Origin of the sequence: Celeribacter litoreus (genome assembly GCF_020165855.1) — a bacterium.
GTDB lineage: Bacteria > Pseudomonadota > Alphaproteobacteria > Rhodobacterales > Rhodobacteraceae > Celeribacter > Celeribacter litoreus.
On sequence record NZ_JAIUFY010000005.1, the window covers coordinates 289063 to 313825 of the forward strand.

General features: G+C 58.5%; 23 protein-coding genes. 5 read left to right on the forward strand and 18 right to left on the reverse strand.

Annotation, left to right across the window (positions count from 1 at the left end; all coding sequences use genetic code 11):
* Position 1: 1 nt before the first annotated feature.
* Together LA304_RS03400 and LA304_RS03405 are read right to left on the reverse strand one after the other, a co-directional pair.
* Positions 2-748, reverse strand: coding sequence for a maleate cis-trans isomerase family protein (locus tag LA304_RS03400; RefSeq protein ID WP_224501715.1), 747 nt, complete (start codon positions 746-748; stop codon positions 2-4).
* Positions 749-775: 27 nt separating this feature from the next.
* A complete protein-coding gene (locus LA304_RS03405; RefSeq protein WP_224501716.1) occupies positions 776-1978 on the reverse strand; it encodes an FAD-dependent oxidoreductase in 1203 nt (400 codons plus the stop codon).
* A gap of 323 nt (positions 1979-2301) precedes the next feature.
* Here LA304_RS03405 and LA304_RS03410 point away from each other — a divergent pair, with 323 nt between their 5' ends.
* The 3 genes from LA304_RS03410 (at position 2302) to LA304_RS03420 (ending at position 6315) form a co-directional block, all read left to right on the forward strand.
* On the forward strand, positions 2302-3249 hold the full coding sequence (locus LA304_RS03410) for a TAXI family TRAP transporter solute-binding subunit (protein ID WP_224501717.1): 948 nt from the start codon (positions 2302-2304) through the stop codon (positions 3247-3249).
* A 73-nt stretch (positions 3250-3322) separates the two neighbouring features.
* On the forward strand, positions 3323-5236 hold the full coding sequence (locus LA304_RS03415; protein WP_224501718.1) for a TRAP transporter permease: 1914 nt from the start codon (positions 3323-3325) through the stop codon (positions 5234-5236).
* On the forward strand, positions 5233-6315 hold the full coding sequence (locus LA304_RS03420) for an AbrB family transcriptional regulator (RefSeq protein WP_224501719.1): 1083 nt from the start codon (positions 5233-5235) through the stop codon (positions 6313-6315). Before LA304_RS03415 ends, LA304_RS03420 begins: the two co-directional genes overlap by 4 nt.
* On the opposite strand, the gene LA304_RS03425 is transcribed toward LA304_RS03420, so the two are convergent.
* From LA304_RS03425 to LA304_RS03475, 11 genes are all read right to left on the reverse strand, one after another.
* Positions 6308-7189, reverse strand: coding sequence for an MBL fold metallo-hydrolase (locus LA304_RS03425; RefSeq protein WP_224501720.1), 882 nt, complete (start codon positions 7187-7189; stop codon positions 6308-6310). The two genes, LA304_RS03420 and LA304_RS03425, sit on opposite strands and share 8 nt — an antisense overlap.
* A gap of 120 nt (positions 7190-7309) precedes the next feature.
* Positions 7310-8590, reverse strand: coding sequence for an amidase family protein (locus LA304_RS03430; RefSeq protein WP_224501721.1), 1281 nt, complete (start codon positions 8588-8590; stop codon positions 7310-7312).
* Positions 8591-8748: 158 nt separating this feature from the next.
* Complete coding sequence (locus LA304_RS03435) at positions 8749-9666, reverse strand: LysR substrate-binding domain-containing protein (protein ID WP_224501722.1); 918 nt, start codon at positions 9664-9666, stop codon at positions 8749-8751.
* Between the two features lie 260 nt (positions 9667-9926).
* The gene (locus LA304_RS03440; RefSeq protein ID WP_224501723.1) at positions 9927-10577 is read right to left on the reverse strand and encodes an isochorismatase family protein; all 651 of its coding nucleotides are present in this window, start codon (positions 10575-10577) and stop codon (positions 9927-9929) included.
* A gap of 119 nt (positions 10578-10696) precedes the next feature.
* Positions 10697-11443: an ATP-binding cassette domain-containing protein gene (locus tag LA304_RS03445; RefSeq protein ID WP_224501724.1), complete on the reverse strand. Its 747-nt coding sequence runs from the start codon at positions 11441-11443 to the stop codon at positions 10697-10699.
* Positions 11440-12381 carry an iron chelate uptake ABC transporter family permease subunit gene (locus LA304_RS03450; RefSeq protein ID WP_224501725.1) on the reverse strand — a complete coding sequence of 314 codons (942 nt, stop codon included), beginning with the start codon at positions 12379-12381 and terminating at the stop codon, positions 11440-11442. The genes LA304_RS03445 and LA304_RS03450 overlap by 4 nt, the downstream gene beginning before the upstream one ends.
* Entirely contained in the window at positions 12374-13309 is a 936-nt protein-coding gene (locus LA304_RS03455) for an ABC transporter permease (protein WP_224502471.1), read from the reverse strand. Before LA304_RS03455 ends, LA304_RS03450 begins: the two co-directional genes overlap by 8 nt.
* Before the next feature lie 13 nt (positions 13310-13322).
* Positions 13323-14225 carry a siderophore ABC transporter substrate-binding protein gene (locus LA304_RS03460; RefSeq protein ID WP_224501726.1) on the reverse strand — a complete coding sequence of 301 codons (903 nt, stop codon included), beginning with the start codon at positions 14223-14225 and terminating at the stop codon, positions 13323-13325.
* 190 nt (positions 14226-14415) lie between these two features.
* Complete coding sequence (locus LA304_RS03465; protein WP_224501727.1) at positions 14416-15243, reverse strand: class I SAM-dependent methyltransferase; 828 nt, start codon at positions 15241-15243, stop codon at positions 14416-14418.
* The gene (locus tag LA304_RS03470; RefSeq protein WP_224501728.1) at positions 15243-15761 is read right to left on the reverse strand and encodes an OsmC family protein; all 519 of its coding nucleotides are present in this window, start codon (positions 15759-15761) and stop codon (positions 15243-15245) included. The genes LA304_RS03465 and LA304_RS03470 overlap by 1 nt, the downstream gene beginning before the upstream one ends.
* A 64-nt stretch (positions 15762-15825) precedes the next feature.
* Positions 15826-16041 carry a tautomerase family protein gene (locus LA304_RS03475; RefSeq protein WP_224501729.1) on the reverse strand — a complete coding sequence of 72 codons (216 nt, stop codon included), beginning with the start codon at positions 16039-16041 and terminating at the stop codon, positions 15826-15828.
* Between the two features lie 151 nt (positions 16042-16192).
* On the opposite strand from LA304_RS03475, the gene LA304_RS03480 reads away from it, so the two are divergent.
* Positions 16193-16912, forward strand: coding sequence for a winged helix-turn-helix transcriptional regulator (locus LA304_RS03480; RefSeq protein ID WP_224501730.1), 720 nt, complete (start codon positions 16193-16195; stop codon positions 16910-16912).
* A gap of 76 nt (positions 16913-16988) precedes the next feature.
* Here LA304_RS03480 and LA304_RS03485 read toward each other — a convergent pair whose 3' ends face one another.
* From LA304_RS03485 to LA304_RS03505, 5 genes are all read right to left on the reverse strand, one after another.
* Positions 16989-19550, reverse strand: a complete 2562-nt coding sequence (locus tag LA304_RS03485; protein ID WP_224501731.1) for a GcvT family protein — start codon at positions 19548-19550, stop codon at positions 16989-16991.
* A 166-nt stretch (positions 19551-19716) separates the two neighbouring features.
* A complete protein-coding gene (gene folD / locus LA304_RS03490) occupies positions 19717-20604 on the reverse strand; it encodes a bifunctional methylenetetrahydrofolate dehydrogenase/methenyltetrahydrofolate cyclohydrolase FolD (protein ID WP_224501732.1) in 888 nt (295 codons plus the stop codon).
* Between the two features lie 62 nt (positions 20605-20666).
* Positions 20667-21524: a formyltetrahydrofolate deformylase gene (purU, locus tag LA304_RS03495; protein WP_224501733.1), complete on the reverse strand. Its 858-nt coding sequence runs from the start codon at positions 21522-21524 to the stop codon at positions 20667-20669.
* Between the two features lie 38 nt (positions 21525-21562).
* Positions 21563-22495, reverse strand: coding sequence for an electron transfer flavoprotein subunit alpha/FixB family protein (locus LA304_RS03500; protein ID WP_224501734.1), 933 nt, complete (start codon positions 22493-22495; stop codon positions 21563-21565).
* A gap of 20 nt (positions 22496-22515) precedes the next feature.
* Positions 22516-23265, reverse strand: coding sequence for an electron transfer flavoprotein subunit beta/FixA family protein (locus LA304_RS03505; protein ID WP_224501735.1), 750 nt, complete (start codon positions 23263-23265; stop codon positions 22516-22518).
* Positions 23266-23672: 407 nt separating this feature from the next.
* Here LA304_RS03505 and LA304_RS03510 point away from each other — a divergent pair, with 407 nt between their 5' ends.
* Entirely contained in the window at positions 23673-24755 is a 1083-nt protein-coding gene (locus LA304_RS03510; protein WP_224501736.1) for a GlxA family transcriptional regulator, read from the forward strand.
* Positions 24756-24763: the final 8 nt, after the last annotated feature.

Genomic DNA, 24763 nt, shown 5'->3' on the forward strand with positions numbered 1-24763 from the left:
CTTAGTAGTGGGAGAGGAGCGAGCCGAAGCCCTGAACCTTATCCTGAATGCCGTTGGTTCGCAGCGCGTGCCAATAGGTGGCCGTGTTGATGGCGAGCACAGGTTTGTCGAGCCAGAATTCAGCCATTGCGCCGACCTTCGCCATGGCAAGGTTCGTGCCGGCCTGAACAATTGCTTCTACAGACGGATCGTTCACTTCGATGAGTGCATCGCGCAAGGCTTGAGGCGTTTCGTGGGCGATTAGCATCGGAGAGTTGCATTTCAGCCCTTTGACGGTTGCGACCTCGTAACCGCAATCCTCGAAGAATTTGCGCACCTGATCATCCCCAACCGGCATGTAGGGCGTGATGACTGCGATGCGTTTGACATCGCCGAAGCATTTCAGCGCGGCCTGACAGGCATCGGAGCCGAGTGTCACTGGGACGCCAGCACGTTCTTCGACCTGTGCTTTCAGGGTGTCGGCACGTTCCTTACCGTCCCAGAAAGTCTCAGCGGACATGCCCATCACGACGGCTTGCGGGGAGCAGGTCATCACGGAATCGATGGCTTCCATCGTGGCGCCGCGAATGCGCATGACGAGTTCGTTGAAGTCCTCGTTGGAATGGACCGGATCGTCAGGGATGACGATGCGGGAGAAGTGGTTGGTCACGCCAACGGGACGCATGTCGTCGAATTCAGGCTGCACAGAGGTGTTGGTCGACGGGGCGACAACACCGAATTTCATGCGATAACCGAGAGAGTCAGTCATAAGGGTCGTTCCTTTTTCGGGGGGAGCTTAGGCCACAGTTTCCAGGTCGCGGAGCGATTGGATCATGGAGGATTTCAGGAGGTGCGCGCGGTGCTTTGCGCGGTCCGCAACAATGCCGCGCAATTCGTCATGATAGGCTTTGCGTGCAGAGGCGTTGGTTTCCGACATCATCTTGCGATTGCGCAGGGTGGTCGCCTGAACCGTTTCGAGAGCAACTTTACGACGCTGGCGTTCGTAGCGGTTGAGCGTGTCGCTCGACGCGCCGTCGAACACATTGATGAGCTTCTCGGTCAGGTTCATGGCGTCGTGGATGCCGCCGTTCATGCCCATGCCGCCCAACGGGTTGTTCAGGTGGGCTGCGTCGCCAGCGAGGAAGACACGACCGTGAACATAGGAATCGGCCACACGTTCGTGCACGCGGTAGGCGGTCGCGTGTTTGATCTCATAGGCTTCCGGATTCGGGCAGAGGTCCTGAAGGCGCTTTTCGATGACTTCCGGCGCTTTGATCTGTTCGTCCGTGAGGGTCGGATCGGTCGGCAAAAGCACGCGCCAAAGTGTCGGCGTGCGCAGCAGCACCAGCCACTCCGAAGGGTCGGAGACATAAGCAATCGGCGAAAGCTGTTCGATGTGTTCCGCAAAATCGAAGGTGGTCGAGATTGAGAGAAAGATTTCCGGAATGGTAAGGCCGTCAAACGCGACGCCTAACTGCTTGCGGATCGGGCTATGTGCGCCGTCGGCTGCAATCAGGTAGCTGCCTTTGATCTCGCCTTCGTCCCCTTCCGGGTCGGTGAAGAGAACTGTCACACCATCATCATCCTGACGGAAACCCGTCACAGAATGTCCGTAGCGCAGTTCAACACCGTCCGTTGCATCCAGATCGGCGCGGAGCATTTCAGAGAGTTTCCATTGCTCACACTGGAGGCGGAACGGATAGTCGGTGTCTTCGGACAGAACGCCGAGGTCGAAGGTGGCGACGATGCCCTCGTCACGGTCGCGATACTGCCAGTCAGGGCAGACAAGACCCTGTTCGACAAGACGATCAGAGAGATTGAACTTCGCGAGCATATCAAGGGTCGGCGGGTGGAAGGTCGACGCGCGGAGGTCTTTGGGGACCGTCGCGCTTTTTTCCAGAATGATGACGGGAATGCCCGCTTGGTTCAGGTTTCTCGCGGCAACGAGACCCACAGGTCCGGCACCGGAGATAATCACAGGAGAAGAGGGAGTTCCCATCGTATTTTCCTACATAGTTTGTATCCAAGAATATTTGTGCGCGAGAGTGGGTCGTTCGAGCAATTAGATTTTCCTCAGCACCCCTGAAAATAGCTCTCATGACTGGTTGGATTTTGTGATATTTAAAAAATGTATTTAAAAACAGTATCTTAAATTAAATGTGCTCGTGAAGTTTGATGCTGCGACGGTGTGAAGAAAATCTCATTCATGGTTTTCCCCAAGTTTGTGTCATCGTTTCGATACGTCGAGAGCGGCTTGCAATGTATACGAGGCATTCGGCGAAAAAACGCACAAATATACATACCAACATGGAGTGAAACATAATGTATTTAGCGAAACTGGCGCTCGCCGGCGCGATGGTTTTCGGTCTCGCTGGAGGCGCGGCTGCCCAGACTGTCGCACTTGGCACGACCAAAGGCGGTTCCACTAATCAGGTCGGGACTGCGATCGCGAATATTGCAACGACTGCAGGCGAAATTCGCGTGATTCCGCAGGAGACCGCAAACACGGCTCAATATATTCCGATGGTGGATCAGGGTCGTATCGAATTCGGTATCGCGAACTATCCGCAAACGTCTTTCGCCATCAACGGGAAGGGCACGTCCGAGGGGATGCCATCTCCGAACCTGAGAATCGTCGCGTCGATGATGGACTTCACCTCCGGCATGCTGGTCCTTAAGGAATCCGGAATTGAATCTGTGGCTGATCTCGCGGGTCACAAAGTGCCGCGCTTCCCGGATAAATCCCTTGGTGACTTCGTGATCCGTGCCGTGCTCGCGACCGCGAATCTCACCTACGACGATGTGGTGCCGGTTCCGACCGCGAACTTTCCTTCGATGTTTGATGGCTTGAAAGACGGGTCTTTGGATACATCCATCGCAACCGCAGGCGCCGCACACGTCATGGATATCAAAGCCTCCGCAGGCGATGTCATGTTCCTCTCCTTCGATGAAGAAGATGACGAAGCGCAGATGGATGCCGTTCTCCCGGGCACGAAGGTCTACGATATCACCGGCCTCGAAGCGGAAGGTGTGGAAGGCACGACCAAGATTTTCGGCTACGACTACATGCTCTTCGCTCACGTCGACACGCCGGATGATGTGGTCACCTCCATGGTTAAAGCGCTCTATGAAGGCAAAGAGGCCCTCGTCGCGACGAGCCCTCTTTGGGAAACCTTCCGTCCCGAGGGTATGGCACGCTCCCCAGGCCTGCCGTATCACCCGGCTGCGGTCGCGTTCTATGAAGCTCACGGCGTCCCTGTCGCCGAGTAATCCCCCGAGCGGAAGCGGGCCTCAATTTCTGAGGCCTGCTTTCCTCTAATTAATACCGACAGGAGCGCTCTGAATGAGACTTTCCAGTGATGTCCGCTACATCCGTATGACGAACGCCCTCTTTGGCGCGTTGATCCCTTTGCTCGCAATTGGATGGGTGCTGAAGCTCCCGATGCGCGCGGGGCTCCTGATCTTTCCGGAGCAGATCGCCGCGATCATGCTCGCTATCTCTTTTTCGAGCACCTACCTCAAAACGATGGGCAAGGCAGGCTTTCCGTCGATCGTGGATCTCGCTCTTGCGCTTCTCTCACTCGGGGTCGGTGTCTGGGTGTTTGTCCGCTTTCAGGTGCTGTCGGAAATGGCGATGTTCTATCCGACCGAGGCGCTCATTCTCGGCATTCTCGTAGTCGGGCTTATGCTCGACACATTGCGCCGGATCATCGGCTGGACCCTTGTCTGTATTTTCCTGATGTTCGTCTCCTACGCACTGTGGGGCGATCACTTCCCTTCGGCCATTGCGGGCCGTCCAATGTCGCTCGCAGAAGTGCTGCAATATCTCGCGTCTGATAGCTCCGCGACGTGGGGTTCCTCCCTGCAGGTCGCGGCCTACATCGTTGTGATCTTTGTGCTCTTCGGCAGTTTTCTCCTCGCCGTCGGTGGCGGTGATTTCTTTACCCAGCTTTCCATGCGCGTTTCGGGCACCGGCCCGGGCGGCGCCGCGAAAATCGCTGTGACGGCCTCCGGTCTGTTTGGCTCGATTTCCGGCAGCGCGGTGTCCAACGTGATGTCCACGGGCGTTATGACCATTCCGATGATGCAAAAGTCCGGCATTCATCCCGCCAAAGCTGGCGCGATTGAAGCGGTCGCGTCGACGGGTGGTCAGCTCATGCCGCCGATTATGGGGGCTGCGGCCTTCCTGATGGCTGAAATTCTGCAGATGCCGTATCGCGATATCCTGATCGCGGCGCTGCTACCCGCAGTGATCTACTATCTTTCGGTATTCATCCAGATCGACTTCATGTCGCGGCGTGACAATGTTGGCTCTCTACAAGGGGAAGTTCGGCAGAAGATGAAGACGATTGTCCAAAAGGGATGGATCACCATTATTGGCTTTGTCATCCTGCTCTCCGGCATCTTCGCCTTGAACCTGAAGGCCGAAGTCGCCGCCACTTGGACAATTTTTTCTTTGATTGCCATTGCTGTCGCCACACATTTCCTGCGCCCGGGAATGCCAGGAGCGCTCACTCTTCGCAGTGTTTGGACCACGCTGTCCAACACGGGGATCGCGACGGCTGAGGTGCTGCTCGTGACCGCCGCTGCAGGGATGATTGTTGGCATTCTGTCGGTCACTGGTCTGGGCTTCTCGCTCTCGATCCTCCTGCTGCAACTTGGCGGCTCGAACATGTTTGCGATGCTACTTGTGACGGCTGTCGTCGCGATCTTTCTCGGGCTTGGCCTGCCGACGACGGCGGTCTACCTCTTGCTCGCCTCTCTGGCCGCTCCGGCCCTCGTTCAGGCGGGGATTGATCCGATCGCCGCGCATATGTTCGTCTTCTACTATGGCATGTTGTCCATGATCACACCGCCGATCGCGCTCGCTGCATTCGCCGCCGCTTCCATCACGGGGGCGGGGCAGGTGCGCACCGGGATCGAAGCCTTCCGCGTCGGTTGGGTCGCCTACTTCCTGCCGTTCCTTTTCATCTACAAGCCGGGCCTCCTGATGGAGGGGCATGTCCTCGACATCGCTTACGTGGCGATCAGTTCTGTTGTTGCGCTGGCGCTTGTGGCAGGCGGGTTCATCGGCTTTGGCGCGCGGCCCATCGGTCGTATGATGCGCCTGCTGTGGATTGTGATCGGAATGCTGACGATTTCTCCGCTCGCCCATATTGCTGGGCTCGGTGTTGAACTCGCAATCACTCTTATTGGCATGGCGTTGATGGCCCATCATTGGGGCGGCTCAGCACGCGCACGGCGGGTGCTTGCGTGACGTTTACTACCTTGAAGTCCCGCGCCTTTGTCTCGTGGGTAGTCTTGATCGCCAGCTCGACCCTGATGATGCTCCTGCTCGAGCTCATCGGTATCCCGGGGTCCATGCTTCTCGGCCCGATTGCTGTCGGAATCGTGTTCGGCCTGCGGAATATCCGTCTGAGGTTCTCCGGCTCTTTGCGGACGATGGCACAGGGCATCACAGGCGTCTTGATCGCGCAAAGTCTGCGGCCCGATACGTTCCTTGAACTCGCGCAATACTGGGAGGCCGCGCTTTCCGTGGTCGGCGTCACCCTTCTCGCGGCGATTGCGGTGGGTGCTCTTATTGGCCGATTCAGTGCGCTGCCATTCGAGGAGGCCGTCTGGGGCTTTCTGCCCGGAATGGCAACGGCGGTGATTGCCATGAGCGAAGAGCGCAAACTAGACGCCCGCGCCGTAGCGGTCGTGCAGGTTGTCCGCCTCTTGGTCGTGATTGTCGGGATGTCGATCCTCGCGACGGTGCTACGCGTCTCGTCACCTGAGGCCTCGGCTGAGACAAGCCTCTTCACGTGGGAGCACTTGGTCTCTGTCGGCCTCGTTGCGATCTCTATATTGGCGCATCGTTATGCCACCTTTGTTCCGGCGGCGGCCATGATGGTGCCGATGATGGCGGGTGTGGTGTGCAAGGCGATCGGCCTCGATTTCGCCTTGCCGCATGAGGTCATTTTTTGCGGCTATTTTGTTATTGGGGCGGGTGTAGGACTTGGTTTTGATCTCAATTTGATCAGAAGTGCAGGTCGTGCACTGCCCGCGCTCGTTGGCGCAGCAGTCCTTCTCGTGACGCTTGGCGCGAGCATGGGGGCGGGGCTAGGGATGCTTTTTGGTCTCGACCCGTTGAGCAGTGTTCTCTCCGCCGTGCCGGGGAGTGTCGATGCCGTGGCGGCGATTGCCTACTCCACGGGATCTGATCTGTCTTTCATCATGGCGCTACAGGTGTTCCGTCTGTTCGCGGTCGTTATGTTCGGCCCGCCGATCGCGCGATATGTCGCGGAACGGTTTCAGGCGATGCGTGCGAAAGAGCAGCCCGAAGGCCTTAAATGAATTCAGGAATGAAATGATCGTCTCGGGATGTGACGCGCATCCCGAGCGCGCCGCGGAAGTGCGCGGGAATGAGCAGCGTGCCCTTGTCCGCTGCAGAGGTCATGAGATCCCGCCGCGTCTTCGTCGAGAGCGCAGGGTCGTGACAGAAGCGGCTGCTCCAGTCCGGGAAGAAGGTTTGGACCGGAGAATGGATCGCGTCGCCGCAAAAGAGGATGTCACCTTTGGAGGACGACATTTCCAGCCCGATCTGTCCAACGGAATGCCCCGGCAAACCACAGACATGGAACTGGTCCGCCACTGTGTCGCCCGCTGAGACAAGATCGGCGAGACCAGCGGCAACAATCGGCAGGACGCTATCGGCATAGGCGCCATGGTTCGCAACGCCCGGCGCGGCCTGTTCCTCGGCGGCCCAATGCGCAAGCTCTTCGCGGCCCATGATGTAGCGCGCGTTCGGGAAAGTGGGCACCCATTCGCCGTTTTGTAGGCATGTGTTCCAACCGACGTGATCGGCGTGCAAATGGGTGCACATCACGAGGTTGATGTCTTCGGGGCGAAGGCCCTCCCGCGCGAGGGCTTCGAGATACCCGCTGGCGCGGCGGTTGTGCCAGTCCGCACGCCGCCCACGCGGTTTGCATTCTCCGACACAAGTGTCGATGAGCGCGACAAACCCTTTGTCTCGGATCAAGAGGCTATGAACGCCGAGCAGGATTTCGGAAGTTGCAAAATCAACGTGATCTCCGTCGAGGACGGCTTTGAACGGCATGAGGGCTTCGAGCGTCGCGCCGGGAAGCAGGAAATCCAGATCGAGCGCAAAGCGCGGAAGATCATTGATCCGTGTCACCGAGAATGAGCCGAAGTTGATCTGATCTGTCATGTGTTTGCCTGCTGAGTTCTCTAATCGACGAAGATGGGTTCGAGTGACTTTAAGCGACCGAAAAGAATACGGAATTGAAAATTCGTCATCTTTCGGGCTGAAGAATAGTTATGCTGCGCGTCACGCCATCGTGTTCTCGAGCGCAAAGAGGTCGCCCACGAGACAGGCAATCGCAATCGCGCGTCTGTCAGAGTAGCGGGGGGTGATGATCGACATTCCGAGCGGCAGCCCGTGGGGCCCCGTCAGCCCGGGCACGGAAAGAACGGGCACGTGAAGGAGCGTGGAAATTGCATCCATCGCGGCCTCGCCCTGGTCGACACCCGCCTCGGGAGCTTCGTCACAGGCGGACGGTGTCAAGATGGCGTCGACGCCCGAGATGATGTCTTCGAACTCGCTGCGGCAGATATCCGAGAGCGTATAAGCGTTCCGCATCTCTGTGGGAGACAGACGTTTTGCTGAGTCGATCGTGTCGCGGAGGGCGGGATCTTGCTCTGGGGCATTAGTGAGCATTTCACCGAGAAATGTCGCCAGACCTTCCTTCGCCGTGATTTTTCTGTGCGCCTCTGGAAGGCCATCAAACAGTGACGGGAGACGGACCTCTATGACGTCTGCGCCTTCTAATCTAAGGGACTTTGCGGCGCTCTCGTATGCGTCGATCATCGCGGGCTTGATGTTTTCCCAGTCTGGGCCACGGCAAAGGCCGATACGAAGGCCTTTAAGGCACTTTGGCGTCGGTTGTTGGTCGTCTGGCACATGGAGGGCATCTGCGAGGAGTGAGAAATCGACGCCACTACGCGCGAAAAAACCGACAGTGTCGCAGGTCGGGGAGGCCTGTCTGAACCCGTCCTGAGAGATCAGACTCCAGGTTGGCTTCCATCCCCAAACGCCGCAATACGAGGCCGACAGTGACGTTTCGCCTGCGGTTTGCGTTCCTAAGCCTAATGCGCATAGGCCGGAGGCGACGGCGGCCGCCGCGCCACCGGAGGAGCCACCGGCAGTTCGGGAAAAATCGTGCGGGTTGCGCGTCTTCGCCGGTGGACTACTCGGCGTCAAACCTGCGCTCACCGTTTGCCCGACCAAGATGGCGCCATGCGTGCGCAATGCGCTAACACAGGTCGCGTCGAGGCCGGAAACCGGCGCGCGCCGCACCGAATGCTTGGTTGCGATGCTCTCCGAGAGTCCAACAGTGATCCCAGCGAGGAGTCCTTTGTCCCGCTGGTTGTCGACGTCCTCCGCTTGGGACATGGCCAGTTCGGAACTTACCTGGGAGTAGGCGCCTATCAGTGGGTCGAACTTTGCAATACGCATAGCTGCGTTCGCTGCGATGTCACGCGCGCTGATCTTGCCGCTTTGCACCGCTTCGGCAATCTCGTGGCCGTGGAGCTTTTCGATCGCGCTCATACAGGTCTCCTTCGTTCCCCCTCAGTGAAACATGCATCGCCGGACGCGCCACGCCGTGATTTCTCAGCCGTGAAATGAGAATTCTTCAGGGTCGCGCGGAAGTGCCAAAAAGAGAAAGGGCCGCCATGAGGCAGCCCTGTATTACTAGCGAGTTTCGATCAGATCGCGTGGACGTAATCGTTGGCTTCGACGCTCCGAAGGAGCCAGTCCTTGAACTTTTGAAGGACCGAGGCGCGGTCGGTTTTCCAAGGGGAAAGCATGTAATATGCGCTCCGCTCCGGAAAGCTCTCGGCCACACGGACGAGGTCGCCCTTTTCCAGAGAGGATTGGATGAGAAGCGAACGCCCGAGCAGAATGCCAACGCCGGAGCGTGCGGCTTCGGTAGCGGTGCCCGCCTGATTGAAACGGGGACCATGCAGGATGTCCTTCCGTTCGACCCCGTATTCGGCGAAGTATTTCGACCAGTCAGGAACAGATCCGTCAAAGCCAATGCGATCCGAATGGATCAACGGTGCCTCTGCCAAAAGGCGTTTGGTGTCGTTGCCATATCGCGCTGCAAGTTCCGGGGTGCAGACGGGAAGGATTTCTTCCTCGACGAGCGGCTCTTTCATGCAGTCGAGGTTGCTGTCCCAATTGCAGATTGTGAGGTCGATTTGCTGTGTCTCCGCCTCGCGGAGTGTCAGGTAGGTGTGCAGGCTCAGATCGATCTCGGGGGCCTCTGAGAGGAATTGACCAATGCGCGGCATGAGAAAGTGTGAGGCCACGGAACTCGATGCGCCGACGGCAAGGCGGCGATCCTGCTCTTCCTGAATGTTCTGGAGCGAGAGAACCGAGTCCTCGATCAGATCAAGCGCTGAGGACACGCGCTCCAATACCGAATTGGACTCCGGCGTCAGATAAATCCGGCTGTTCTTGCGGGTGAACAATTCGACCTGAAGAAAGTCCTCAAGGAGACGGATTTGGTGACTCACAGCTGTTGGTGTCACGCACAACTCGTCTGCCGCTTTCGCAACGGATTGATGCCGTGCAACGGCTTCGAATGCCCGTATCGCGTTTAACGGAACTCTTTTGCGCATGTGGACCGTGGCTCCCTATTGGTTTTGTCGCCTAGGTGTGGTCCTCCCTAACGCTGAAATTGTGTGATCGTTCACGTAACGGCAATCCGAGAGCTGCAGGATTGTGCGTAAATCGCATTGGTTGCGCCAAAAAGATGTGAATATTTGCTCTCGTGGCCGCAGATGCACAATCCTGCAGCAATTTCCGAATTCTGGTTTCAGCCCTGGAAAATGAAAAGCCCCGCGAACTTGCGGGGCCTGTTCTCTCGCTTTTGGCTCGCTCAGGCTGCAGTCGTTTCTTTCGCAAAACCAGCGATGTAGCTGAGGATGTCTGCCTCGCTCACCACGTCGGCGTATTTCGCGTTCATATCAAAAAGGTTGGCCTCATGCGGGGCGGGGTGACGATCGCCGCAGGCATCGGACACAACAGCAGTGCGGAAGCCGTAAGACATCGAGTCGACGCAGCTTGCGCGGACGCAGCCGGAGGTGGATAGGCCGCCGAGGATGACGGTATCGATCCCCATCGCGGTTAGCATCGGTGCAAGCGAGCTACCGAAGAACGCCGAGGGGTATTGTTTCGAGATGATCACTTCGTCCTCGCGTGGGACGAGACCGTCTGCGAAAGCTGCGGTTGAACGCCCAGGAATGAAGCTTTCAAGCGGTTTTGATTTCTCGAAGAAGCGACCGGCATTTACGCCCGACGGGTGCAGCGACATTTCGGTCAATACAACGGGCAGGCCCGCGGCATGCGCCGCTTCGCGAATGCGGAGCGCGGACTCGAGCGCCGTTTTGCATCCCTCGCCGCCGAAGAGCGGGCACTCGGGATCATAATACGCCTGCGCAAAATCGATGAGAACAAGCGCGGGGCGGTCGCCCAGTCCGATCGCGTTATCGAAGGCCTTTTTATAGTTTGCGGCGAGATCGTCACTCACGTTTCGTTCCTCTCGGGTCAGTCAGATTGCTGTCTGAATATAACGGCCGAAGCTGCGGGAGCGGACTGAGGATTTCTCACTGTCGGGTCGAATGCATCTCAGGGGAGGGGGGGGACGCTTTATCCCCAGATCACTGTCTTCTGGTTTTCAACCTCGGTGAGACGCAGGCGCACTTCGTAGAGGTCAGACAGTGTCTCAGACGTGATGACCTCATCCCATGCACCCGCACAATGGACTGAGCCACCTTTGAGGCCGATTACCCAATCTGCGTGGTTGGCTGCAACGGACAGGTCGTGCAGCACGATGAGGATGCTCCTGTCTTTGAGGCCGCGAAGGCGATCCATGATGTCACGTGTGTATTTCGGATCAAGCGCCGCGAGCGGTTCATCGAGAAACATCCATGGTGTGCTCTGTGCGTAAGCCATTGCGATATAGGCGCGCTGTTTTTGACCGCCCGAGAGCGACTCGACTTCGCGGCTTTCCAATGCGTTCAGGTCGAACCGGTCGATCGCATCGTCGATGATGGCGCGGTCCTCTGCCGTCGGTCGTCCGCGGTGATGCGGCCAACGTCCGAAGGAGATAAGGTCACGTACAGAGAGGCGCGGCACGGCGCCTTGGCTCTGCGTGAGGAAAGAGAGCACTTTTGCGCGATCTTGCTCTTTCATATTGTGGATGTCTCCGCCGCCAATTTCGACCGTTCCACTGTCGGGCTTCTGCAGCCCCGCCAAGCTGTGGAGCAGAGTAGACTTACCTGCACCATTCGGGCCGATGATCGCGACGATCCCTTTGTCCGGGATTTGCAGATCAATCTGGTCAAGAACGGTCGAGCCGCCACGGCGCAGCGTCAGGTTGGAAACGGTGATCATGAAGATCTCCTCAGGACAAGAGCGAGGAAGAGCAACCCGCCAGCGAATTCGACGACGATGGCGAGCGAGGATTGAAGGCCGAAGACGCGCTCGAACGCTGTTTGGCCTGTAACGAGAATTGTTGCGCCGATGAGTGCTGCTGCGGGAATGAGGACGAGGTGCCTGTGGTCCTTGAGCGCCGCGTGAGCGAGGCTCGCGGCGAGGAGACCAAGGAAGATAACTGGCCCAACAAGCGCAGTTGAGACAGAGACCATCACTGAGACAACGATCAGCGCGAGAAAGACAAACCGGTCGTAATGCAGGCCCAAGGTGCGTGCTTTGTCGCGACCGAGCGAGGCGACATCCAGACCGCGCGCCATCCAGAGGCACACCGCGAGCGCGACACATAGTGCAATGCCCGCTGGGGCAATCAATTCATCATCAATCACATTGAAGCTCGCGACGAGGGATTGTTGGAGAACAGCGAACTCTGACGGGGCGAGCAATCTCTGCGCAAAACCTGCGAGCGCACGGAGCAATGTGCCGAGAATGACGCCGGTCAAAATCATCCGAACAACGTCACGCGCACCGGTGCGAAACAGGATTCCGAAGAGAGCCGTCGCAAAGAGGGTGAGCACCGCCGTCTCAGTCAGAAATTTCGGAAGGGCGGGGAGCGTCGCAAAGCCGGCACTTCCCAAGGCCATGACTGCCATGGTTTGGATAAAAATAAACAGCGCATCGAAGCCGACGATGCCGGGCGTGAGGAGACGGTTGCTTGCAACCGTCTGAAACACGATGGTCGCCGCGCCAGATGCTGCGCCGACGAAGATCAGTGTCGCGAGTTTTTCGGCGCGAAGGTTCAGGATGAACCCGACAGGGCCGCGCAAGTTCCAGAAGAGAAAGAAGGCGGACACGCCGATGAGAATCAGCGCGAGGTAGGTCAAACGACGCTTAGCCATGAGACCCTGCCTTCCGCACGTTGAGCAGCCAGAGGAAGATGACGGCTCCAACGATTGCAAAGATCGTCGCCGCAGGAATTTCGTAGGGCCAGCGCACAATCCGTCCAATGACGTCCGAGCCGAGCACAAAGACCGCGCCCAGCAAAGCAATGATCGGGAGATTTCGGCGCAGGTTATCCCCCCAGATGCGGGAAACAATGTTAGGGACAACGAGCCCGACAAAAGGCATCGCGCCGACGGTGACAACGATCACAGCGACCATCAGGGCGACAATGGCGAGGCCGAGATAGACGGTCTGACGGTAATTGAGGCCGAGCGACCGCGCGTAATCCTCCCCCAGCCCGAGAATCGTGATCCGGTCTGCGAGGAAATAGAGCGCCACGGCGAGCGCGGCGATAATCCACAGAAGTTCGTAACGCCCTCTCAGAACGCCGGAGAATTCCCCCGACTGCCATATGTTGATGTACTGGACGAGATCGGTAATCCACGCGACATAGGTGGCCGCCGCACCAAGAATACCTGCGTAAATCATACCAGTCAGGGGCAGAAGCATCGGGTCACGGCGCGGGACCATGCGGGCGAGCAGGAAAAAACCGAATGTGCCGATCAGCGCAGTCGTTGCCGCGACGGACATTTTGGCAATCACAGGCGCCCCCGGCGCGATGAGCGTGATCGCCAAAAGACCGATCATGGCGGCTTCTGGCGTTCCGACGAGGCTCGGCTCGACCAGTCTGTTCTGGACGACCTGTTGTGTGACCACGCCTGCCAAAGCCAATCCCGCCCCCGCCAGAATGGCCGCAAAGGTTCTCGGAACACGACTGACCGCGAGAATGAGGCCCGTGTCGAGATCGCCGGAAAAGATATTGGTGGCGCCGATCAAAAGGCTCGCACTGATGAGAAGCGCGAGCCCGAGGACGACGAGTGTCATCTTCTTCAAGGTGTTAGCTCCCGGCTGTCGCGTAGCCTTCGATTAGCTGGTCGAGAACGATCTGAGTTGCGGTTGCCCCGCCTGCCGCGAGGTAGAGCGCGGCGCTATCGAGATAGATGATCTGGCCCTTCGTCCCTGCGGTCGTGCCCGCCACCAGCGGGTTGTCGAGGGTTGCTGCCGCAGCTTCGCCTTCGCGCCCGATTGCGGACAGGCGGTCAATCACGAGGATCCAGTCGGGGTTCACGTCCGCAATGAATTCGAACGACACAGACTGTCCGTGATCCTCGGCGGTCACGTCAGGATAGGCCTCCGGAATGCCTGTCTCAGTGTGCAGCCACCCAAAACGGCTGTCGTCGCCGTAGGCAGAGAGCTTGCCGCCGTTAGTCATGAGGATGAGCGCGTTACCTTTGTCGGCGACGACAGACCGCACGTCTTCGAGTTTGGCATCGAGTGCCCCAATCAACTCGGCCGCTTCGGCTTCTTTCTCGAAAATCGCGCCATAGGCTTTGGTCCGCGCCTTGGATTCCGCGAGGAGGTCTTCGCCCTCGATGGTCATGTCTAGCGTCGGAGCAACCTCGCGCATTGCGCCAATTGCTTCTTGGGATCGTCCGCCGGCGACGATGAGGTCGGGTCCGAGAATGGCGAGCGCTTCGAGGTCGGGCTCAAACAGTGTGCCGACTGTATTCGTCTCCTCAAAGACATCCTTGAGGTACGTGGGCGCGGCAACTGACGGAATACCGTCCAGCGTCACGCCCAGTGCGTTCAGGGTGTCGATGGCGGCCAAGTCAAAGGCGACGACAGATTTCGGAGAGGTCTCGACGGTGGCTGTTCCATCCCATGCTGGAACTGTGACCTCGGCAGCAAAAGCAACAAGCGGCGTCAACGCGACAGAGAATGTCGCAGCTAGAAGTCTCATGGATTTTCCCATCGTGATGAATTTTAAGTGCGTTACTTTTTCCGACTAATAGAGTCGGAATTTACCCGAGTAATAAACTCGGGCTTGCTGCGAGCGCAACCACTAGTTTGCGATTGCGACAGCTTCCTCCGCGTAATGTGAACTGGCGCTGCAAGCCCATTTATGTCACATCCAGATGGGAAATGCGGATCTAGTTGGGCGAACGTGTTCCTCGCGCAGTCACGAACTCACCCGGGATCGCATAGCTCCCGTCGGTCCGCTTGCAATCTTTGATCGACGCCAAGAACTCCTGACAAACTTCGGACCAGACATCCGCGTCAAACCGTTTGACAGCGAGCGCCACAGGCCCGCCGAGCAGAACGGACTCCACGACGTCAGCCTCTGACTTGAACACCAATGTCTCGAACTGGCGGTGCTCCTCTATGTCTATCAGACCCGCGTCGGCAAAGAGCCGTGTCAGCGCATTAGGAGCGCCGGTTCCAAAAAACATCGGACAGACCTCTGATGCCACGCGAGCATCAACGATGGGGAAGACATCGGCCCACCCACAATTGCGGCGTTCGCCCCAGACGGTTGCCGCGACCGTGCCGCCAGGGATGACGACCCGAGACATCGCTGTGACAGCCGCGGCGGGATCGGGCGTATACATCAGCCCAAGAGCGCAGATCGCAGCATCAAAAGACTGGTCCTGCACGTCGAGTTTCTCTGCGGCCATACGTGCAACTTCGATGTGCGTGACATCGCACGCGTCCAATCGGCTCTGTAGGTCGTTAATCATTCCCTGCGAAAGGTCCGTCGCGAGAATATGTCCGGTATCGGCAACCGCTTCGGAGAGCCGAAGCGTCACGAGCCCGCTGCCGCATGCTGTCTCAATGACCCGCTGTCCCTTTTCCAAATCAGCCATCTTAAGAAGCTGGTCATGAGCAGGTCGCAACTGGTCCTCCCATGCGGCGTGGTAGTGCGATGCTGCGACATCCCAGCCGTAGCGCTGTACGCGGAGTTGAAGCCTGGCATCCATCACTTAGCTCCTTCCAAAACAGAAATCGCGGTGCTGATCGGCTGCGCATCCCGAAAGGCGAGGAACCAAGGGTCGTGCGAAAGCGCGCGTCGGACCAACTCCCGAACCTTTTCCTCCGGCTCAGGGCTTCTGATCTCGATGGTGATCCGCGTGTCGTTCGGCGCGGCGTTTACGCCCTCCATTCCGAGCACTCCGCGGTTGTCCCAGTCCTGCTCGATCCCGACGCGGACTGTGTCGATATTAAAACCCTCTCGCGCGGCCGTCATTTTGATCCCGATTGCGAGACAGCTGCAAATCGCAGCGCGGCCGAAGTAGCCCGGTGCAGGCCCTTCTTCGCTTCCTCCGATTGCGCTGGGCATGTCGACGGAGACTTTGTGCCCATCCTGTTCATAGATGCAGCTCAACCCGTCCCGCACTTCGGCGGAGCCGCGATTGATCGCGCGTGCGCTCTCCGGTCGCTGCGAGAAAATTGAAATCGCGCGAAGCTGTGCGTCTCTGGCGTGGATGTTCCGGTTCATAGCGGCATCTCCCGAAAAATGTTGAGGTGGCGGCGACCGACCCGCTGTCCGGTCGCCGCGCAATTCATCCTGCGGCCATGGCCTTGATGTCATCGGCACTTGGCGTGTTGCCGCCAATTCCCCACTGGCCACTGCGGACTTCCTTCACCCGCACCCAAGTGACGCCGCGCATGTTTTCCCCTTCCACCTCGACCATGGCGTCGGTCACTTTCTGGATCATCTGCGCTTTCTGATCGGCGTCGAATACGCCTTCGATCACTTCAATATCTACCAACGGCATTGCGGTTCTCCTTCGCTCTAAACTCTGGTGAAACGAGGGTGACACGGAGCGCGTCAGGCGGGCCAGTTCAGGAAATGGAGCAAACCCACTACAGTTTCTGAAGTGGACGGATCGGCTCAATCAGTGCTTTCCTTGAGGGGGAGGTGCCGAAATGTCAGATTCGAATTACCCGAAGTTTTGTCCCGTTGCGATGGCTGCGAGCCTTTTGGAGCCGCGATGGACCATGCTCCTCCTGTGCGAAATGTGGTCCGGCTCGACCCGTTTCAACGAGATTCAGCGCGGCGTTCCGGGGATGTCACCCGGACTTTTGTCCAAGCGTTTGAAAGAGATGGAGATGAATGGCCTGGTTGTCCGTAGCGGCGGTGGCCCGGGCGCTCATGCCGAGTATCTGACGACGCCGCTCGCGGACGAATTGGAGCCGCTCATTCGTGGTCTGGGCGAATGGGCACATCGCAATATCGACTGCGAGGCATCCCTCCAGACTCTCGATGCACGTGTGCTGATGTGGAATATCCGCCGGAAGATTGATCTTTTACAATTGCCAAAGCGAAAAAGTGTCATCCAGTTCATCCTCAAAAACGAGCCGGACGATACGGTGAATTACTGGCTGGTGGCGAAACCCGGTGAAGAGACCGATCTCTGCTATACCGATCCGAAATTTGACGTGGATCTTTTCGTCGTCTGCGAGTTGCGCGCGTTGACGGCGGCATGGATGGGGCACTCGACTTTTGAGGCGGAGATCGACAGCGGGCGGATCAGCCTGACAGGTCATGACCTCATGGAAAGAACGCTGACCAAGTGGCTCATCCGCAGCAGCTTTGCCGACGTCGCGAAATGCGCGCCGGTTGAGCAACAGAGGATCGCGACTTAGCGATCCAAATCGGTCATTCCGACATGGAAAAGGGGCGCACGAGGCGCCCCTTTGATGTTTGATCGGAAAGCGCGCCTTAGCTGCGCGGTTTGGAGTTTTCCGGATCGTAGAGCGGCGCGTAGCCGACACCTGCGACTTCGACCGGATAGGTCTCGTCGAGGTAGGTGACGTGGAGCGTGCGACCCACTTCACAGTACTCTTTCGGCAGGTAAGCGAGCGCGATGTTTTTACCAACGGTCGGGCCATAGGCCACAGAGGTGGTGAACGAACGACGGCCCAGTTCGTCGATGAGAACCTCACCCGTTTCCGGATCCATCACCGGCATGGTGGTGTTCGGATAACGCTTCACGCCGTTGGAGTCCGTGTGCTCATGCATCACCAGCGTGCAGAGCATCGCCGGCTGTTGTTCGCGGGCACGGTATTCGAGGTGCTTCGCTTTGCCAACGAAGTCGGCCTCTTTCACCTTCGGACGCGACAGGTCAGCCTCGTAGAGGTTGTACATCGTGTTCAGGTCGGCGTTCTGCAGACGCAGGGATTTCTCCAGACGACGGGAGTTGGCGTAGGTTTCGACACCCACGGCCATCACGCCGGTCGAGCGCAGTGCATCCCAGACAGCGAGGCCGTCTTCGTAACGCATGTGAAGTTCCCAACCTTGCTCACCCACATAGGAGATGCGGAACGCGGAGACTTTCTTGCCTGCGATTTCGATCGTCTTGATCGCTGCAAACGGGAAGTTCTCGATGTCGAGCATGTCCGGATCGGCGACAACCTTTTTCAGGTTCTCACGCGCGTTCGGACCCCAGATGCCGATGGTGGTGAAGTCTTCGGTCGTCTCGGTGATGGTCACGTCGAGACCGCGGTCTTCGGCCATGCGCTTCATGTACATGAGATCGCGCGGACCAGCGTCGGCACCGTTCACGAGGCGGCAGCGGTCTTCCATGCGGAACACCGTGAAGTCGGCGCGAACCATGCCTTCTTCATCGAGCATGTGGGTGTAGATACCCTTGCCGATGTTGTTGTCGCCACCGATTTTCGCCGCACAGAGGTATTCCATCAGCTCGACGTGGTCCGGTCCGGAGATGTCGGTCATGTGGAAGTGCGACAGGTTGATGATGCCGCAGTCTGCGGACATCTCGAGTTGCTCGGCGTTGGAGACGCGCCAGAAGTGACGGTTGTCCCACTCGGCTTCACGCACCGGAACCTGATCTGCGTATTTTTCGAGAAGGTGCTCGTTGGCTGCGTAGCCATGGGCACGTTCCCAGCCGCCAAGCTCCATGAAGTAGCCACCGAGTTCGACTTCGCGCTCGTAGAACGGCGAACGACGGACGCCGCGACCGTTAGCGAAAGGCTCACGCGGGTGCACTGGCGGGTTGTAGATTTTGGCAGCGGTTTCTTCGCAGCGGCCCCAAATCCACTCTTCGGTCAACTGGTAGTCGCTGAAACGTGCGTAATCGATGCCGTTGTGGTCCACATCGGTGCGGCCTTTGGTCATCCAGTCGGCGATGAGCTTGCCCATGCCCGGGCCGTCTTTGACCCAGATCGCGACGGCGTACCACAGGCCACGCAGTTTGCGGCTCTCACCCATGGACGGACCGCCATCGGTGGTGGTTTGCAGCAGGCCGTTGAAGGAGTGCGCTTCGTTGAAGCCGAGTTCTGCGAGGATCGGGGTGAGTTCCATCGCTTTTTCGAGCGGCTCGATCACGTCTTCCAGAACGAGGTCGCGCATGGACGGACCCATGCGGGCTTCTTCTTTTTCGAGAATGTCGCGCGGGTGAACCATGCGCACGTCTTTCTCGTAGTAGTAGCCCCATTCCATCTGGCCACCTTCGGTGGTCGCAGGATCGCCGGTGTCGCGCATGTAGGCGGAGTTGCCTTGGTCGCGGAGCAGCGGGCGGCCGATCTCGAGGCCGGTGCCTGCAAATTCATCATACGGTCCGAAGAAGGTCAGCGGGTGGTCGACCGGCATGACCGGAAGGTCTTCGCCAGCCATTTCGGCGATCAGGCGGCCCCAGAGACCGGCACAGACCACGACGTAATCGGCCATGATGGTGCCACGGTGGGTTTTCACGCCGGTGACGCGACCGTTTTCGGTCAGAAGTTCCAGAGCCGGGGTGTTCGCGAACACTTTGAGCTTGCCAGATTTCTCGGCAGCGTCGATCAGCTCGCCTGCAACGGCTTGGGAGCGCGGCACAACGAGACCGGCATCCGGATCCCACATTGCGCATTCGATCTCGTCTTCTTCGAGAAGCGGGAATTTTTCTTTGGCTTCTGCTGCCGTGATCATCTTCACGTTGGAGCCGAACGCACGACCGGAGTCACAGCGACGCTTGAGCTCGGTCAGACGGTCCTCGTCGCCTTTGCGGCAGACTTCGATGCCGCCGATGCGGGAATAACGGCCCATCTTCTCGTAGAAGTCCATCGAGTACATGGTGCTCCATGTGCTCAACAGATCGTGGCTGGTGGCGAAACAGAAATCGGACGCGTGACCGGTGGAGCCGATGTCCGTGGGAACTGCGGATTTGTCGATGCCGACAATATCTTCCCAACCGTTTTCGATGAGGTGATGCGCGACGGACGCGCCAACGATACCGCCAAGACCGACGATAACGACTTTAGCCCTGCTGGGGAACGAAGACATATCTCTCAATCCTTCTTTTCGAGGTGTTTGTCTGGGTGTGGCGCGGGGAGCGAGCGCCGAGAATTACGGGGAAGCGTGTCGGCCCCGAAACCGACGACAGCCGCGCGGAGGAAAACTCCCTCCGCGCGGCCAGAATGCATGCCGAAATTGGTATTTCGGCGTCGTGTCATGCGCCCAGCTCCGGGATATCGTAACCTTTGCAGCGATATGCGGCAATGAGCGTGTTGTGCATGAGCGTCATAATGGTCATCGGACCGACGCCCCCCGGCACGGGGGTGATGGCGCGCGCGCGCACAGCGGCGGAGGCAAAGTCCACATCGCCCACGAGGTGTTTCTCACCGTCGCGGATGATGCGGCTGGTGCCCACGTCGATCACGGTGGCGCCCGGTTTGATCCAGTCACCCTTGATCATTTCGGCCTGACCGACAGCGGCGACAACGATGTCCGCCTTGCCGACTTTTTCCGGAAGATCAGCGGTGCGCGAATGCGCCATGGTCACGGTGCAGTTCTCTGCGAGCAGAAGCTGCGCCATCGGCTTGCCGACGAGGATCGAGCGACCGACGACGATGGCATCCAGGCCCGAGAGGGAACCCAGTTGGTCCTTGAGAAGCATCAGGCAGCCGAGCGGCGTGCAGGACACGAGCCCTGGCAGACCGGATGCGAGATATCCCGCGCTCAGCGGATGGAGCCCGTCGACATCCTTGGCTGGATCGATGGCTTCGATAACCTGAAGACTATCGAGATGACGGGGCAGGGGCAGCTGGACGAGGATGCCGTCTACGGTTTCGTCGGCGTTCAGTTGCGCCACGAGGTCCATGAGGGTTTCCTGCGTCGTGTCTTCGGGCAGGCTGTGCTCGAAGCTTTCCATGCCCAGCTTGCGGGCCATGCGACCTTTGGAGCGGACGTAGATTTCGCTGGCCGGATCAGAGCCGACGAGCACCACAGCAAGACCGGGCGCGCGGCCCGATTTTTGGGTGAATACGGCTGCTTTTTCAGCAATCCGATCCCCGAGGCCGGCTGCAAAGGCTTTCCCGTCGATGATTTGTGCGGTCATTTGCGCACCTCCTTGATAATCATGAAAGGGGACCGGAGAACCGGTCCCCTAACGGGCAGGGATTACGGAGTGAACACCACGGTGCGGTGATCATTGAGCATGACGCGGCCTTCGAGGTGGTATTTCACCGCACGCGCGAGAACGCGGGACTCGATGTCACGGCCGGTGGCCACAAAGTCTTCGGCAGACATGGTGTGGGTGACGCGCTCGGTTTCCTGTTCGATGATCGGGCCTTCGTCGAGGTCCGGGGTCACGTAGTGTGCGGTCGCGCCGATGAGTTTCACACCACGGTCATAGGCCTGGTGATACGGCTTTGCGCCTTTGAAGGACGGCAGGAAGGAGTGGTGGATGTTGATGATCATACCGAAGAGCTGGTTGGACAGCTCGTTGGAAATCACCTGCATATAGCGGGCGAGGATCACCAGCTCCGCACCGGTTTCCTGAACGAGAGCGGAGAGCTTTTCTTCCTGCTCTGCTTTGTTCTCTTTGTTCACCGGCCAGCAGTGGAACGGGATACCTTCCTGATCGGCAACTTTGCGGGCGTCTTCATGGTTGGACACGATGGCCACCACTTCTGCATCGAGCCAGCCAGTTTTGATCTGGTAGAGAAGGTGCAGCATCGCGTGGTCGAATTTCGACACCATGATGATGATCTTCGGCTTGCGGGTCTCGTCCTCAACTTTGAGCTTGAGGTTGAAGCGGTCCACAGACGGTTTCAGTGCCAGTTCGATGGCGTCGCGCTCGATGGCCTCCGGGAAGAGGCAGGACATACGCAGGAAGAACTTGTTCGTCTTGCGGTCCCAGAACTGGTTGGACTCAGCGATGTTCGCGCCGCGGGAGGACATTGCGGTGGTGACGGCGGCAACGATGCCCGGCTGGTCGTCACAGGCGATGCGCAGGGTGTAGGAATTGGAGCTCATTGGTTTGGTTCCGTTCATAAATGTCTGATGGGTGAGCGTCAGAGTTGACGCTCAAGCTCAGGCACGATCTCGAAGAGATCGCCAACGATGCCGTAGTCGGCCACTTGGAAGATCGGCGCGTCTTCATCGGTGTTGATCGCAACGATGATTTTGCTGTCCTTCATGCCGGCGAGGTGCTGGATCGCACCGGAAATGCCACAGGCGATGTAGAGATCTGGAGCCACGACTTTACCGGTCTGACCGACCTGAAGATCGTTTGCGGCATAGCCAGCATCCACAGCAGCGCGCGACGCGCCAACGGCGGCACCGAGTTTGTCGGCGAGCGGGGTGATGATCTCGTTGAATTTCTCGTCAGAACCGAGGGCACGGCCACCGGAGACGATGATTTTCGCGGAGTTCAGTTCCGGACGGTCGCTTTCAGACAGGATGTTCTGAACGAAGCTGGACAGATCGCTGCCCTCAGCCGGTGCATCCACTGAGGAAACCGCAGCGGAGCCACCTTCACCAGCGGCAGCGAAGCTCGCGGTGCGGACGGTGAGCACTTTGGTTGCATCGGTGGCTTGCACCACTTCGATGGCGTTGCCCGCGTAGATCGGACGTTTGAAGGTATCTGCAGAGACCACTTCGATCACCTCGGAGACCTGCATCACGTCGAGAAGGGCAGCGACGCGCGGCAGCACGTTTTTGCCTGTCGTGGTGGCCGGTGCGACGATGGTGTCGTAGTCGCCTGCGAGGGATACGATGAGAGCGGCAGATGCCTCTGCGAGACGCTCGGCGAGTGCATCGCTCTCGGCGACGAGCACTTTGCGCACGCCTGCGAGTTTCGCGGCGGCCTCAGCGGCAGCAGCGGCGTCTTTGCCCGCGATCAGGATGTCGACGTCACCGCCGATTTGGGACGCTGCGGTCAGGGCCTTTGCGGTCTGGTCCGACAGGGTCGCGTTGTCATGTTCTGCAAAAAGAAGAGTAGCCATGTTTTCAGTTCCCCTATCGGTCAGATGACGCCGGCTTCGTTTTTGAGCTTTTCGATCAGCTCGGCGGCGGAGGCGACTTTGATACCGGCCTGACGCTGTGCCGGCTCTTCGACGCGCAGCACGTTCAGACGGTTTTCGACGGTCACGCCGTAATCGGCGGGGGTCTTCTGATCGAGCGGCTTTTTCTTTGCCTTCATGATGTTCGGCAAAGAGGCATAGCGCGGCTCGTTGAGACGCAGGTCGGCGGTCACGACAGCGGGGAGCTTGATCTCGATGGCTTGAAGGCCGCCGTCCACCTCACGCGTGACTTTCGCGGAACCGTCGCTCAGTTCGACTTCGGAAGCGAAGGTGCCCTGCGACCAGCCGAGAAGGGCAGAGAGCATCTGACCGGTCTGGTTAGCGTCATCATCAATGGCCTGTTTGCCGAGGATCACGAGACCCGGCTCTTCCTCAGCAACAACGCCTTTCAGGAGCTTCGCTACCGTCAGCGGCTCGGTCGTGCCATCAACGGTGATGAGAATCGCACGGTCGGCACCCATGGCGAGCGCGGTGCGCAGAACGTCCTGAGCCTGTGCGGCACCGATGGATACGGCGATGACTTCATCGGCCTTGCCCGCTTCTTTCAGGCGCACGGCCTCTTCGACAGCGATCTCGTCGAAGGGATTCATGGACATTTTGACGTTGGCGAGTTCGACACCGGAATTGTCCGCTTTGACACGGATTTTCACATTGTAATCGACCACCCGTTTTACAGGAACGAGTACTTTCATTTTTCCCTCTCTGTCGGTCCCAAAAAGCAAAGCCCTTGGGTTAGCCCCCACCGCCGGTGAGGCCTTTGAATTATTTTCAAGATTTGGAGAGCAAGGCGTGCGGCAATGCTCCCGTAGGTGTTCCCGTTCTAAACGGGTTTACCCCCAGATGACCGGTTCAGGTGTTGTCGGGAATTAGTCAGTCGCATAGGCGTTCGCGAACATTCTGGCAGTGCAGACTGTGACTGTGCGCGAACCCTTTGACCTCCTAGAAGACGATGCAAATCGTCTTTCCCCACCAGAGAGACCGGGTTTCTGATCGTAGGGAGGAAGATGGCGACTTTTTGCGCCGAAAAATAGAACGATTGCGTCAATGCGAGATTATCGCTACGACAGAATGACGTTGTTTCCTGTGTGGAGATGCAAATATGACGGCTCCATCTGCTCAAGACACTTCTGGTCGGGACACATCCGGAGTCGCCCGCCCGACCACCTCATTGCGGGCTCAAAAGCCACGCACAGAAGGGCCACGCCTGTCCGTCGGCTTCATTCTCGCGCGACGATTTACGCTCTGCGCCTTCGCGAATTTCGTCGATGTCCTGCGTCTGGCGGCGGATGAGGGCGACCGGAGTCGGCCTATCCTTTGCGACTGGACGGTCCTATCCGATACCATGGATCCGGTCGTCTCCAGTTGTGGTATCAGCGTCCAGCCAAAGGAGCGCCTCGGCGATCCGCGCCGTTTCGACTACATCGTCGTTGTGGGCGGTTTGATGGATGAAACGCCGTCTCTGAGTCAGGCCTATCACCGGTATCTTCACCAAGCCGCCGAAGCCAACATTCCTCTGGTCGGGATTTGCACCGGCGCGTTCTTCTTGCACCAAGCCGGGCTCTTGGACGGGTATAAGTGTTGTGTGAGCTGGTTCCATCACTCTGATTTCCTTGAACAGTTCGAGGGGCTCAACCCAGTGGCGGATCAGATCTTCGTGGTGGACCGCGACCGGCTCACTTGTTCCGGTGGTGTGAGCTCCGCGCATCTCGCGGCGCACCTCATCGACAAACATGTCGGGCGCGCGCAGGCGAGCAAGAGCCTGCACATCATGATCATTGACGATGCGCTTCAAGCCGACAAACCACAGCCCGGGCTTCCGCTTGATCTCAAGACGCAGGACCCCATCGTCCAGCGTGCGCTTCTGCTCATGCAGCAGAACATCGACACACCGATTTCCGTGCAGGACATTGCGCACCGCATGGGCAACAGTAAGCGTCAGATCGAAAGACACTTTCGGATGGCGCTCAACACCTCGCCACAAGCGGCCTTCCTCGACATGCGGCTCGATTTCGCGAAACACCTCGTCGAGAAGACGCAAAAGTCCGTCGCGCAGATCGCGGTCGACAGTGGATTCTGTGATTCTTCGCACCTGAGTCGCATGTTCCGGCGCAAATATGGTGTGACACCGCAGTCATTTCGACAAACTTCCCCTACGGAAGTTTCCGACTTGCCCTCAAATTGAGCGCAAAA